The organism is Rhodopila sp. (assembly GCF_965277825.1).
Lineage (GTDB): Bacteria > Pseudomonadota > Alphaproteobacteria > Acetobacterales > Acetobacteraceae > Rhodopila.
Genome location: NZ_OZ255846.1, coordinates 429,472 through 441,939 on the forward strand (window position 1 = coordinate 429,472; position 12,468 = coordinate 441,939).

The window sequence follows — 12,468 nt, forward strand, 5'->3', positions numbered from 1 at the left end:
TGGCGGGAGGCCACCTGCCTGAAGACGTCGATCGCCGTTTCAAAGGATAAGTCATGCCGACCAACCTGGAGATAGTCAGTCCGGAGAAGTTGCTGCTGTCCCGTCCGGTGGACATGGCCGTCATCCCGGCCTCGGAGGGCGATATGGGGGTGCTGGAGGGGCACGCGCCGATGATCGTCATGCTGCGCGGCGGCACGATCGACCTGTATGAGGGTGACCGGGTCATCGACCGGCTGTTCGTCGATGGCGGCTTCGCTGAGGTGACGCCGGAGCGCTGCACGGTGCTGGCGAACCACGCGATTCCGTTGGCCGAGGTCAACAAGGCTGATGCCGAACGGCGGCTGGCCGAGGCGGAAGCGGCGTATGAGGAGGCCGACAAATCCGACGTGGCGGTCGAGGACGCGGCTCTGGATGCTGTCCAATCCGCCCGCGCGATGGTCGAGGCAGCCGGATAGTTTAATCTGGCTCCCCCGGCGGGTTTATCTGAAGCCGACCGTGCGGCCCAGCGCTGCCGTGGGCAAGCCGCCAATGTGGCCGATTGGCATCGCCACCCAACTGTGACGCCTTGCAACGAACCCGATCGTGGCTTGGGCGGTTTCATCCTCGGTTCAGCATTCCTATAGTCAAGGCTGTTGACAGTCCCTGCCTTCAGTACAGCGAGCGTGATGACAGGATGAAACACTGGCGGATCGAAGATGTGGCTTGGGACCGGTTTGATCCGGTGGCGGTCGATCCGGCGCTCGTGCCGCTGGTCAAAGCCGCCGCGATGGTCGAGCGCAACGGCCGGGATTACGCCGTCTACCTCGGCCGGGTGTTCAGCGACGATCCGGATTTCCGTCAGGCGGCGGACCACTGGGCGGAGGAGGAGGTCCAGCACGGCGACGCGCTGGCGAAATGGGCCAGTCTCGCTGACCCGGCCTGGGATTTCGAGGTCGCTTTCGGTCGCTACCGCGCCGGCTATTCGGTCCAGGTCGACGCCGACGCCTCGATCCGTGGGTCCCGCACCGGGGAACTCATCGCCCGCTGCATGGTGGAGACCGGCACCTCCAGCTATTACACCGCCTTGGGCGAGGCGGCCACCGAACCGGTGCTGCGGCAAGTCTGCAAGCTGATCGCCGCGGACGAGTATCGGCACTTCAAGCTGTTTTACGACCACATGCGCCGCTATTTGTCGCGCGAGAAGCTGGGGGTCGTCACCCGTCTGCGCATCGCGCTGGGACGCATCGGCGAATCAGAGGACGATGAGCTGGCCTACGCGTACCACTGCGGCAACGAACCCGAATCGCAGGCTTATCAGCACGGCCGCTGCACCGCCGCCTACATGGCGAGTGCGATGGGGTTCTATCGCTATCGCCACATCGAACGCAGCACCGGGATGATCCTCAAGTCGGTCGGGCTGCCGCCACGCGGCCGGCTGTCGGTCGGCGCCACCAAGCTGGCCTGGAAGCTTTTGCAGTGGCGCCAGCGGCGCTTCGAGCAACAGTTGGCGGCGTAGGCCAAGCCGCGATCATGGTTTGACGAGCGCGGCCGGGGTCACCTTTTGCCGCGGCGATTGGCGCACCGGCTCAGCGTTATCCAAGAACCATTGCCGTCGGCATCAATCCTGTCCATCCAGGAAATCCAGCATGGCGGCATTGAATAGCGCCGGATCCTGCAGGAAAGCAAAATGGCTGACATTCGGCAGGATCAGCAAACCCGCTCGGGGAATCGTTGCCGCCATGTATTCGGTATGGTCGCGCCGAATCGCCTCGTCGTGTTGGCCATCGGCGATCAGCACCCGAACCCCGATCTTGCGAAGCTGATCATCCGTCCAGTTCGGCTGAGTGCGCCACATCTGTCCGATTTGGGTCAGGAACGCCGCGTAATCATGCGGCGTGGGGGACAGCTCGATGTATTCCTCCCGCGCCCGAGCGATGAACCGCGCGAAGGTCGGGTTGTGTTCGACATCCGGTTTCAGTCCGCTGGTGCGGGTGTTGGCGCCGAACGCGAACACCCGGTCCACTCGATCCGGATGGCGCATGGCCATATCGAGCCCGATGATTGCGCCGTCACTCCAGCCAACGATCCGGGCACGTGCGATGCCGAGCTGTTCGAGCAGCGCCACTACATCGTCGGTCATGAGGTCGTAGCTGAAGGGCTGTGCGTTTCGGGAGCTGCGACCGTGGCCGCGACTATCGAGAAGGATGATGCGATGATGCGGCGCGAGAGCGGGGACCTGATTGCCAAAATAGTCCGAGTTCGCGAGGCCGCCGTGCAGCATCACCACCGGCGTACCCGCAGCTGCGCGAGAACCTGCCTCCAGATAGTACAACTTGATGCCGTCAACCTGGGCATAGCCTGCCCGACCCTTTGGAGGCGGCGGCGTAGGCGGTAGAATCTGCCACCGCTCGGCTGCCAGCGCGCTATGAGGCAGGGCCAGCGCTGCGGCCAGACCAGCGGAGAAGGTTCGCCGTGAAGTGATGGCTGCGCTGATCAAGTCAGATATACGATATCCTCCTTATCGCTGTCCTGGAGCGCCGCTAGCCGAGGTCCGTCCGACGGCCGCGTGGTCGTGCGGCGGCGTAGCGTTTCGTTGGAAACTAACTGATGATGGCGATTTGTTCGCGTCGGAGTTGCACCGTCAAGTCATCCAGTGCCTGGCCGATCCGGTTGAGCATTTCGTCGATGTCCGCCTTGGAGATCACCAGCGGTGGACTGAAGCAAAGTGAATCGTTTGCCACGACCCGGACGATCACGCCATTCGCCTCGCATAGCGCGGTCAGGCGGCTCCCAACCTTCGCCTTCGGATCGAAGTTCTTGTGGCTCGGTTTTTCCGCTACCAGTTCGACCGCCGCGATCAGTCCCGTGCCGCGCACTTCGCCGACCAGCGGGTGATCGGCGAAGCGGCGGCGCAGTTCGGATTGCAGATGGGGCCCGACCGATCCGACATGGGCGCCGATTTCCATCTCGTCGTAGATCTTCAATGTTTCGATCGCCACCGCCGCCGGGACTGGATGGCCGGAGTAGGTGAAGCCGTGGCCGAACGTGCCGATGGTGTGGCTTTCCTTGGCCAGCGCCTGGAACACCCGGTCGTTCACCATCACCGCGCTGATCGGCAGATAGGACGATGACAGCGCCTTCGCGCACACCATCATGTCGGGCTGAATATCCAGCGTCTGGCTGCCCCAGTAGTTGCCGGTGCGCCAGAAGCCACAGATGACCTCGTCCACCACCAGCAGCACGTCATATTTGCGTAGCACGGCCTGAATCTTCGGGAAATAACCACGCGGGGGCAGGATCACGCCGCCCGCACCCATGATCGGTTCCGCCCACATCGCGGCGACCGTGTCAGGCCCCTCGGCCAGGATCATCTTCTCCAGTTCATCGGCGCAGCGCGAGGCGAAGTCGTCCTCCGATTCGCCGGGTAGCGCGCCGTGGTAGAAATGCGGCGTCATGGTGTGGATGAAGCCCGGCAGCGGCACGTCGAAACTGCGGTGATTGGCTGCCAGCCCGGTCAGCGAAGCCGATCCGATGGTGATCCCGTGGTAGCCCTTCAGCCGGCCGATGATCTTCTTCTTGTTTGGCCGACCGAGCGCATTGTTGAGATACCAGACCATTTTGATTGCGGAATCGTTCGCCTCGGAGCCGGAGTTGGCGAAGAATACCTTGCTCATGGGCAGCGGCGCCCGGGCGATCAGCATCTCCGCGAGGTCGATCATCGGCTCGTGCGACTTGGCGGTGAAGGCGTGGTAGAACGGCAGCTTGCGCATCTGGTTGGCGGCGGCCTGGACCAGGCGCTCGTTGTCGAAGCCAAGCGCCGCGCACCATAGGCCGGCGACGGATTCGATGTATTCCTTGCCGGTCTCGTCCCAGACCCGGACGCCCTTGCCGTGGGAAATGACGACGGGACCGGTCTGCTGGTGGGCCTCGAGGTCGGTATAGGGATGCAGCACGTTGGCGATGTCGCGTGCAGCCGCGGAGTTCGCGCCGAAGGGCGGGGGCGGTGCCATGGATGCTCCTGATTGGCTGGATGACTTAGGCTGGACACCCTAAACCCAGCGGGTGCCCGCGCAAACCCGTCGTTGAAGATCCCGCGGTAATACATTATGTAGCAGCGGTAATACCGAATGGACATCACATGAGCACCGTCACCGTCAAAGGTCAGGTCACGATCCCCAAACCGATCCGCGAGATTCTGGATATTCACCCCGGCAGCGCCGTGGACTTCATTATGGGCTCGGCCGGGGAGGTCGTGCTGCGCAAGGCAGGGGCAGCGGCTGGGGCTGGTGAGCGGGCCATACTGCGGTTCGACCGCGCGGTTGGCAGCGCTGGTCCTGGCATGACCACCGACGAGATCATGGCGCTGCTTCGCGGCGAGAACTGATTGACCCTAGTCGATACCAATGTCCTGCTGGATATCGTGACCAACGACCCGCGATGGATGTCGTGGTCGCGTCTGCAACTCGCGAGGGCGTCCGCTACCGGACCGCTGTTAATCAACGACGTGGTCTATGCCGAGTTGTCCGTGCGTTTCGAGTCGATCGAGAACCTCGAAGCCGCCCTCGCCGAGATCGGCACGCGGCTTGACGCAATCCCTCGCGCGGGCCTGTTTCTGGCGGCCAAGGCCTATCGGCTCTACCGCGGGCGAGGCGGAATACGCACAGGGGTCTTGGCCGACTTCGTCATCGGCGCGCACGCATCGGTTCTGGACTGCATTCTGCTGACACGAGACCGAGCGCGATACCGGGACTATTTTCCGGCGCTGCGCCTGATCGTGCCTGATTGAACCGTCGAAGCGAAGCCTGCCCGGAACGGCTTCGCAACCGGGTTCGGTTCCCTATTTGCCCAGCGTCTTGCGCAGGAACCCGGTGCGCGATTGCGCGCCCGCGAGCATGAAGGACGCGTCCTGGCCGGACAGGATGAACCGCGCACCCATGTCGATGTAGCGCGGCATGATAGCCTCGTTGTAGATGCCTGCCATGCCCGGGAATTTCCGGTGTTTCGCGCAGGCGGCGATCATCGTGCGGTAGGCCTCGGCCAGTCGGTCGTTGGCGAAATCGCCGGGGATGCCCATCTCCGCGCACAGATCGTTCGACCCGATCAGCAGCACGTCCACGCCGGGGACTGACGCGATCTCGGCTGCGTTGGCGATGGCGGTCGGGGTTTCCAGCATCACCACGGTCAGGTTGGCCGCGTTCAGCGCCTTCACCGCCTCGCCGGTGGTCAGCTTCTGCAACTGATAGTGCGGCCCCCAACCGCCAACCGAACGATGACCGATCGGCGGATACTTCAGTCTCTCGACCACCTCGCGCGCCTCGGCGGCGGTATCGACATGCGGCATGACGATGCCCATCGCGCCGTTGTCCAGCGCCCGTGTCGCGATTGCGTATTGCCCGTTCGGCACCCGAGCGATCGGGGCGATGCCGGCGTCAAGCGCGGCGGCGGAAATCTGCGCGCAGGCGTCCAGCGACATCGTGCCGTGTTCCATGTCCAGGAACAGCCAGTCGAAGCCTGCCGTGGCCATCATCTTGGCCACTTCCACGCTGCGCGTGGTGCGGATGCCGACCCCGAGCGATAGGTGTCCTTGCCGTAGTTGGTCGTGGGCGACGTTACGGACGGTCATGGTGCTTTCCTCGTCTTGCAGAGACCGAGCGGCGCCATTGTTGGTGCTGCATCATATCGAAGTTCGGTTGAACGGCCCTATTGCGCCGCTGCCATGTCAAAGGACCGCGACTTCATTCCCTTCTGGTTTTCGTAAAGCGAACCCTGGCGTGAAGCCGGCGGCAATGGCAAACGCACCGGCGCCGGGGCAAGTCTCGGGGGCTGCGGTTGGCCGGCGACCATCAGCCCGTCGAATGCCTCGATGCCGCCGGAAAAACCCAGGATCGGCCACGCGTCGCCGGCGCGGAACTGAAACAGCAACAGGCGCCGGTCGCGGTCGGAGACGTTCGGAGCGGACCCATGCACGGCGCGAACATGATGCACCGTAATCGAACCTGCCTTGCCGGTCAGCGGGATCGCTTTGGTATAATCGACGTCGTGATTGTCCGGACTCATCGCGCCGCAGAACACACCGTCGGCATGATGATCGAACGTCGGGCCTTTGTGGCTGCCGGGAATGATCATCAGCGGACCGTTTTCAATCGCCATGTCGTCGAACATGACACCGACAGCCGCGAGGTTCTCGTTGGTGTGGGGATAGAACGCCCAGTCCTGGTGCCATTCCACCGGCGCCCCGAAACCGGCACACTTCATGTTCAGCTTGGCGGTATCGAACCGGATGTGCGGGCCCCACAGCGCCTGCAACACGCCGATGATCTTCGGATGCCGGGTCAGCGCGGCATAAGCCGGATCGTGCAGGTTCGCGGCCTTGATCCGGCGCACCCTGGGATTGGCGGCGGAGTGGCTGTCTTCCAAGTCATAGATCTCGGTGTGGCTGGTCAGCCCGGCGGCGCGCTGGACGAAACTATTGGTGACGTCGCTGAGCGTGCGAACCTCGTCAGGGGTCAGCACGTCCGGCACGACGATGGCGCCGACATCGTTATATTCCTCGATCTGGGCCTTGTTGAGCATGAATTCCTCCGCGCTTTGCAGCAACCCTACATCGGCGCGCGACAAGGGTCGAGGCTGACCGAGTGACCAATCCGGCCCAACGGTGGTAACACGGCTGGACATCGAGAAAGGATCACCGATGGCGGCGCACTACGACCTTCTGATTCGCAACGGCACCTGCGTGCTGCCGTGGAGTTCGGAACGTATCGACGTCGGGGTGCGCGGAGGCAAGATCGCCTCGCTTGGCGTGGGCTCGGATGCCACCGCGGACGACACGCTGGATGCCACCGGCCTGCATGTGCTGCCCGGCCTGATCGACCCGCACGTGCATCTGCGCGATCCGGGTGACAAGACGGTCGAAACCATTCCCACCGGCACAAGAGGCGCCGTGCTCGGCGGCCTTACCACCGTGTTCGACATGCCGAACACCAGCCCGTCCATTACGGATCAGGATCGCTTGAGCTGGAAGCAGGACTACGTCCAGCAGGTCGCCTGGTGCGACATGGGACTCTATGTCGGGGGCACCAAGACCAACATCGCTTCGCTGGCTTCGCTGGAAGTGGGCGAGGGTGTCTGCGGCATAAAGATCTTTGCCGGCAGTTCGACCGGCGACCTGATGATCGAGGACGACGAGCACCTGGAAAAAGCCATGCGCGCCGGGCGCCGCCGGATCGCCTTCCACAGCGAGGACGAATACCGTCTGCAGGCACGCAAGCCACTGTTCAAGTCCGGCGATCCCCATGCCAACCACATGGTCTGGCGCGACGAGGAGTGCGCCTTCCTCGGCACCCGGCGGCTGGTGGCGCTGGCCCGAAAGACCGGACGCCCGGCGCATATCCTGCACGTTTCGACCGCGCAAGAATTGGACTACCTGAAGGACTACCGCGACATCGCGACATGCGAGGTTCTGGTCAACCATCTGACTCAGGTTGCGCCGGATTGCTACGAGCGACTGGAGGGCTTCGGCGTGATGAACCCGCCGATTCGTGGCCAGCAGCATATGGATGCGGCCTGGAGAGCGATCAACGACGGCACGGTTGATACGGTCGGGTCCGACCATGCGCCGCATCCGCGCGACAAGAAGCTGCTGCCCTGGCCGGAGTGCCCGGCCGGCCTGACCGGAGTGCAGACTTTGGTGCCGATCATGCTGGATCACGTCAATGCCGGTCGTCTGTCGCTGGCGCGTATGGTCGATCTGATGTGCGCCGGGCCCGCCAGGGTTTACGGCGTTCTCGGCAAGGGACGGCTGGCGGCCGGATACGATGGAGACTTCACTCTGGTGGACCTGCAACGCCGCCGGCGCATCGAGGAATCCTGGATCGCCGCGCCGTGCGGATGGACCCCGTTCGCCGGGATGCAGATCACCGGCTGGCCGGTGGCGACGATCGTGCGCGGCCAGATCGTCATGCGGGACGACGAAGTGCTGGACTCGCCATCCGGCCGGCTGGTGAACTTCAACGGGTGATGCGCGGCACCACGCGCGGGCCGCGCGATGACGGGCCAGTCCCGAACCACGTGATGACGAGCGATGCAATGCCGAGCCACCCGATAAAGGAAACGCCCAACCATGAGCAGCACAACCACCCCAAGCCCGTATTTGCCCGTGCGCGACGACTGGCTGGCACGCCGCCGCGAGCCGATCCTCGACCCGGCGCTGCCGATCGTCGATCCGCATCACCACCTGTGGGAGCGGCCGGACTGGCGCTACATGCTGGACGACCTGTTGGCGGATACGAACAGCGGCCACAACATAATCGGGACAGTGTTCGTTCAGTGCCGTTCGATGCATCGCGCATCGGGTCCCGAGGCGTTCAGGCCGGTCGGGGAGACCGAGTTCGTCAACGGCGTCGCGGCCATGAGCGCATCCGGGGGTTATGGTCCATCGAAGATCTGTGCCGGCATTGTCGGCCATGTCGATCTGCGCAATGGCGACAGATCACGCGAGGTGCTGGAGGCGCATATTCGCGCCGGCGGCGGTCGGTTCCGCGGCATCAGGCATATCACGGCGAATGACCCTGATCCGACCCTGATGAACCCGGCCTACGCGCCACCTTCGCGGCTGATGTACGACGAGACGTTCCGCCAGGGATTTGCCTGCCTGGCGCCGCTCAATCTGTCGTTCGATGCGTGGTTGTATCATCCTCAGATCGGCGACGTGACCGCGCTGGCTCGGACATTCCCCGGCACGCCGATATGCCTGAACCACGTCGGTGGCCCGTTGGCAATCGGTTCCTATGAAGGCAAACGCGCCGAGATTTCTGCCGAATGGTCGAAGTCGATCCGAGAGCTGGCGGCGTGCCCGAACGTGGTGGTGAAACTGGGCGGCATGGCGATGCGGATCAACGGCTGGGATTTCCATACCAAGGCGGAACCGCCATCATCGCAGGAGCTTGCCGCCGCCTGGAAACCCTACGTCGAGACCTGCATCGAGGCATTCGGCGCGGCCCGCTGCATGTTCGAAAGCAACTTCCCGGTGGACAAGGGGTCGTACGGCTATGCGGCGTTTTGGAACGCTTGCAAGATCCTGGCGAAGGACGCCTCGGCCGAGGAGAGGACCGCGCTATTCAGCGGCACCGCGGCGCGGTTCTACCGTCTGGAATTCTGAGGATCATGCCATCACCGGGATGTGCGCCACCGGGATGTGCGACGAGGCGCGCGAACTAGTATCACCAGGAACAAACGATGCAAGGTCTGAAGATCGGCGACATCGAGATAACCAGCATCATTGAGCGCGATGGTCCTTGGCGTAAGCCAGCCGACATGTTTCCGGCCTATGATCCCCAGGTGGCTGCGCGACATCTGAAGACATTGGATCCCATCGTGTTCGATCCGGTCTCCGGGATGATGTATATCACCTACCAGACATTTGTAGTGCGAACCCCGCATCATACGATCCTGATCGACACCTGCACCGGCGAGGACAAGGGTTACCCCGCGCCAATGGATTTTCCCAAGCAGCGCTATTTGGAGGAGTTCAAGGCCGCCGGACTTTCGTTCGACAAGATCGACTATGTTTTCTGCACCCATCTGCATATCGATCATTGCGGCTGGAACACAATCTTGCGTGACGGACGCTGGGTCCCGACCTTCCCGAATGCAAAATACGTGTTCCATAAGAACGAATACGCGGCGTGGGAGCAGGCGACGAAGGAAGATAAGCAGCCACCCGGGAATGTCTGGCGCTTCAACTGCCTGCCGATCGTCGAAGCCGGTCAGGCCCTGTTGGTGGATGATGGCTACACCCTTGACGATACCGTCTGGCTTACGCCGACGCCGGGTCACTCGCCGTGCCATTGTTGCGTGAACATCAAATCGGGCGGTCAACACGCGGTGGTCACGGGCGACCTGATGCACCATGCATTGCAGGTCCGCGAGCCAAGCTGGTCCACGATCTTTGACTGGGACGCGAAGCAAGCCGAGGCATCGCGGCGCCGGTTCCTGGGTGATATCGCGGGAACCGGAACGTTTGTACTGCCGATCCACTTTCCCAGCCCCACGGTCGGACTGGTGGAGGCGGCGGGAGACGCGTTCGACTATAAGTTCATCGCCTGAGGGCCGGGTCTCGGCTCTATCCCCGGGGCCGATACCCCAAAATCCGCGCGAAACGGTCGCAGTAAACATCCCAAACTTCGGGATTAAGCAGGCGCGGAGGCCGCTTCCCATCCAGGATATCGAGCATCTGCTCGGCGGCGATCTTGGCGATATTGTGCCGCGACTGCCGGGTTATCCCGGCAGTGTGCGGACTGACCACTACGTTGTCGAAGCCAAGCAACGGATGGTCGGACGGCGGCGGCTCGTCTTCCCAAACGTCCAGCCCGGCTCCGGCGATCTGACGCGCCGTCAGTGCCTGGGCTAGGGCGTGCTCGTCATGGATCCCGCCGCGCGCGGTGGTAATGAAATAGCCGTGCGCCGGCATCACCGCGAACTGCGCGGCGCCCATCATCCCCCTGGTTTCCGCGGTGTGCGGACAGTTGACCGAGATGTAGTCGGCGATCCGCAGCATCGCTTCCAGCGTCGGGACCTTCTCGGCGCCCTTCGCCGCGATCTGCTCCGCCGTCTGATACGGGTCGTAGGCGAGCACCCGCATCTGAAACAACCCGCGGCAAAGCTCCGCTACCCGAGCGCCGACATGGCCAAGACCGATGATCCCGATGGTACGGCCCTGCACGTCGTCGCCCATGAAGTCTTGCCGCCGATACGCGCTGCCACTGCGCATCGCATGGTCCGAGACGACGATGCGCTTCGACAGCGCCAGCATCATCGCCATCACATGTTCGGCCACGCCCTCTTTGTTGCCGCCCGCCTGGTTCACCACCATGACACCGGCAGAAGTGGCGTCAGCCAAGCTCACCGTATCGAACCCGGCGCCGTTGGTCGAAAGCACAAGCAGATTGGGACAACGGGCCAGCAACGGCGCGTAGCCTTGCAGCGCGATCGCCAGTTCCTGGCGGCTACTGCCGATCTGATAGGCATGCGCCTGTGACAGTACCGGTTCGACTTCGTCGGCCGGAGAATCGTTGACCAGCTTGTCCACCTGGAGGTCCGCGCGCGCCGCCAGGATATCGAGATAAATCTGCGCAGAAACGTTGTTTACGTAAAACACTCGCTTGGTATTCGGCGCCATCGGTGGCCCTTCGCTGCTCGGTCAAGATCCGGCAGATAGCCCGATGTTCGGCGTACAGGCAAATCGACCGCTCGGCTCGCTGGAGGACGATAACGGGCTTCCTTTGACCGACCCCGAGCTCCGTCGTTGATCGATCCAAGCCGACACATGCGCCAGCGATTGGCTGATGACCTGATGCATATCGAGATACTGATACGTTCCGCAGCGACCGATAAAGCTAACATTCGCGACCGCGGCCGCCAGCGCCTTGTAACGGCTGTAAAGCACCTGATACCTCCCGTCGGAGGTCTTCACGGGATAATATCGTTCATGGTTGTTTTCGGAGTAATCGCAAGGCTCCTCCCGCGTGATCGTCTTGCTCGGCCCTTGCCGGACGACGTGGCCCTGTATCCGGGTCCAGTCGGTCTCTCGCGTCAACGGACCGGCGTCGGTGAAGTTGATTGTCGCGGCCGACCCGCAGCCGTAATCGAACCGGACAGTGTGATGGTGGAAGCGTATGGATCGATATGGCAGCCGGCCGATCCGGTAATCGAAAAACGCATCTATCGGCATGCTGTTGAAACAATGCACGTAGCCACGAAGCATCGAGGCATCGAACGACTGATTCAGGCACACGCGGATACAAGGATGATCTAGTATAACCTCGAAAAGACGCGTGTAGCCCAGGCGCGGCATCACCTGGTAGGTTTCGCCCGGAAAGTAGCGATCCTCATTGTCGTAACGCAGTGGAATCCGCTTTACGACCGAGGCATCCAGATCTTCCAGATCGAGGCCCCACATCTTCCTGGTGTAAGGGCGAAAAAACAGATCCGACAATATCACGCCGACCTTGGTCGCGAGGTACTCGGCAGCATTGGCCGGATGAGCAATATCGACAGCCTGGGTCAGCAGAAAGGCGCGCACCGCCTCACTGTCGTTCAGCGTCACGCCAAAGACATCGTTGATGGTTGCGCGGTTGATCGGCAGCACGACGCACCGTCCGTCCGGCAACCGCGCTTGAACGCGATGCTCATAAGTGACGAACTCGCCGAACCGGGCGATCCAATCGATGACCCTTTTGTTGGAGGTGTGGAAGAGATGCGGCCCGTAGCGATGGATCCGAATGCCGTTGCAGTCGATTTCGTCGAATGCGTTGCCAGCGATATGGCTACGCTGGTCGATCATATCGACCTCCCATCCGGCGTCGGCCAGTTCGCGCGCGACTGTAGCGCCTGCGAAACCGCATCCGACAACCAGAATTCGGGTCATTTCGTAGTGTTTACAGGGTTTCCTGCGCTATCGCAACAACTTCGCCACGCCGGTTCATCGATCGT

General features: G+C 62.6%; 13 protein-coding genes. 7 read left to right on the forward strand and 6 right to left on the reverse strand.

The features are described from left to right. The first annotated feature begins 53 nt into the window (after window positions 1–53). Window positions 54–455: an ATP synthase F1 subunit epsilon gene (atpC, locus tag ACQY4T_RS02560; RefSeq protein WP_428537214.1), complete on the forward strand. Its 402-nt coding sequence runs from the start codon at window positions 54–56 to the stop codon at window positions 453–455. Window positions 456–673: 218 nt separating this feature from the next. After that, complete coding sequence (locus tag ACQY4T_RS02565; protein WP_428537217.1) at window positions 674–1,495, forward strand: ferritin-like domain-containing protein; 822 nt, start codon at window positions 674–676, stop codon at window positions 1,493–1,495. A gap of 102 nt (window positions 1,496–1,597) precedes the next feature. On the opposite strand, the gene ACQY4T_RS02570 is transcribed toward ACQY4T_RS02565, so the two are convergent. Both ACQY4T_RS02570 and ACQY4T_RS02575 read right to left on the reverse strand, forming a co-directional pair. Continuing rightward, window positions 1,598–2,476, reverse strand: a complete 879-nt coding sequence (locus tag ACQY4T_RS02570) for an alpha/beta fold hydrolase (RefSeq protein WP_428537220.1) — start codon at window positions 2,474–2,476, stop codon at window positions 1,598–1,600. A gap of 103 nt (window positions 2,477–2,579) precedes the next feature. Then, the gene (locus ACQY4T_RS02575) at window positions 2,580–3,989 is read right to left on the reverse strand and encodes an aspartate aminotransferase family protein (protein WP_428537223.1); all 1,410 of its coding nucleotides are present in this window, start codon (window positions 3,987–3,989) and stop codon (window positions 2,580–2,582) included. A gap of 128 nt (window positions 3,990–4,117) precedes the next feature. On the opposite strand from ACQY4T_RS02575, the gene ACQY4T_RS02580 reads away from it, so the two are divergent. Together ACQY4T_RS02580 and ACQY4T_RS02585 are read left to right on the forward strand one after the other, a co-directional pair. Continuing rightward, complete coding sequence (locus tag ACQY4T_RS02580) at window positions 4,118–4,363, forward strand: AbrB/MazE/SpoVT family DNA-binding domain-containing protein (protein ID WP_428537226.1); 246 nt, start codon at window positions 4,118–4,120, stop codon at window positions 4,361–4,363. Then, entirely contained in the window at window positions 4,364–4,765 is a 402-nt protein-coding gene (locus tag ACQY4T_RS02585) for a type II toxin-antitoxin system VapC family toxin (RefSeq protein WP_428537229.1), read from the forward strand. 51 nt (window positions 4,766–4,816) lie between these two features. Here ACQY4T_RS02585 and ACQY4T_RS02590 read toward each other — a convergent pair whose 3' ends face one another. Both ACQY4T_RS02590 and ACQY4T_RS02595 read right to left on the reverse strand, forming a co-directional pair. Next, on the reverse strand, window positions 4,817–5,602 hold the full coding sequence (locus ACQY4T_RS02590; RefSeq protein WP_428537232.1) for an HpcH/HpaI aldolase family protein: 786 nt from the start codon (window positions 5,600–5,602) through the stop codon (window positions 4,817–4,819). 77 nt (window positions 5,603–5,679) lie between these two features. Next, window positions 5,680–6,552 carry a phytanoyl-CoA dioxygenase family protein gene (locus ACQY4T_RS02595; protein ID WP_428537235.1) on the reverse strand — a complete coding sequence of 291 codons (873 nt, stop codon included), beginning with the start codon at window positions 6,550–6,552 and terminating at the stop codon, window positions 5,680–5,682. 118 nt (window positions 6,553–6,670) lie between these two features. Between ACQY4T_RS02595 and ACQY4T_RS02600 the strand changes: the two genes are divergently transcribed. From ACQY4T_RS02600 to ACQY4T_RS02610, 3 genes are all read left to right on the forward strand, one after another. After that, window positions 6,671–7,996 (forward strand): dihydroorotase, encoded by a 1,326-nt coding sequence (locus ACQY4T_RS02600; protein ID WP_428537238.1) that lies wholly within the window; start codon window positions 6,671–6,673, stop codon window positions 7,994–7,996. Between the two features lie 102 nt (window positions 7,997–8,098). After that, complete coding sequence (locus ACQY4T_RS02605) at window positions 8,099–9,136, forward strand: amidohydrolase family protein (RefSeq protein ID WP_428537241.1); 1,038 nt, start codon at window positions 8,099–8,101, stop codon at window positions 9,134–9,136. 77 nt (window positions 9,137–9,213) lie between these two features. Next, window positions 9,214–10,083, forward strand: coding sequence for an MBL fold metallo-hydrolase (locus ACQY4T_RS02610; protein WP_428537244.1), 870 nt, complete (start codon window positions 9,214–9,216; stop codon window positions 10,081–10,083). A 16-nt stretch (window positions 10,084–10,099) separates the two neighbouring features. Here the strand turns inward: ACQY4T_RS02610 and ACQY4T_RS02615 are convergent, their stop codons facing one another. Continuing rightward, on the reverse strand, window positions 10,100–11,155 hold the full coding sequence (locus ACQY4T_RS02615) for a hydroxyacid dehydrogenase (protein WP_428537247.1): 1,056 nt from the start codon (window positions 11,153–11,155) through the stop codon (window positions 10,100–10,102). 21 nt (window positions 11,156–11,176) lie between these two features. Beyond that, the gene (locus tag ACQY4T_RS02620; protein ID WP_428537250.1) at window positions 11,177–12,403 is read right to left on the reverse strand and encodes a UDP-galactopyranose/dTDP-fucopyranose mutase family protein; all 1,227 of its coding nucleotides are present in this window, start codon (window positions 12,401–12,403) and stop codon (window positions 11,177–11,179) included. Window positions 12,404–12,468 lie beyond the last annotated feature (65 nt).

Bases quoted from the DNA above. Each gene is read 5' to 3' on its own strand.
- ACQY4T_RS02610 (WP_428537244.1), top strand. From the start codon at position 9,214: ATGCAAGGTCTGAAGATCGGCGACATCGAGATAACCAGCATCATTGAG.
- ACQY4T_RS02615 (WP_428537247.1), bottom strand. From the start codon at position 11,155: ATGGCGCCGAATACCAAGCGAGTGTTTTACGTAAACAACGTTTCTGCG.
- ACQY4T_RS02595 (WP_428537235.1), bottom strand. From the start codon at position 6,552: ATGCTCAACAAGGCCCAGATCGAGGAATATAACGATGTCGGCGCCATC.
- ACQY4T_RS02590 (WP_428537232.1), bottom strand. From the start codon at position 5,602: ATGACCGTCCGTAACGTCGCCCACGACCAACTACGGCAAGGACACCTA.
- atpC (WP_428537214.1), top strand. From the start codon at position 54: ATGCCGACCAACCTGGAGATAGTCAGTCCGGAGAAGTTGCTGCTGTCC.
- ACQY4T_RS02580 (WP_428537226.1), top strand. From the start codon at position 4,118: ATGAGCACCGTCACCGTCAAAGGTCAGGTCACGATCCCCAAACCGATC.
- ACQY4T_RS02620 (WP_428537250.1), bottom strand. From the start codon at position 12,403: ATGACCCGAATTCTGGTTGTCGGATGCGGTTTCGCAGGCGCTACAGTC.
- ACQY4T_RS02600 (WP_428537238.1), top strand. From the start codon at position 6,671: ATGGCGGCGCACTACGACCTTCTGATTCGCAACGGCACCTGCGTGCTG.
- ACQY4T_RS02605 (WP_428537241.1), top strand. From the start codon at position 8,099: ATGAGCAGCACAACCACCCCAAGCCCGTATTTGCCCGTGCGCGACGAC.
- ACQY4T_RS02575 (WP_428537223.1), bottom strand. From the start codon at position 3,989: ATGGCACCGCCCCCGCCCTTCGGCGCGAACTCCGCGGCTGCACGCGAC.
- ACQY4T_RS02565 (WP_428537217.1), top strand. From the start codon at position 674: ATGAAACACTGGCGGATCGAAGATGTGGCTTGGGACCGGTTTGATCCG.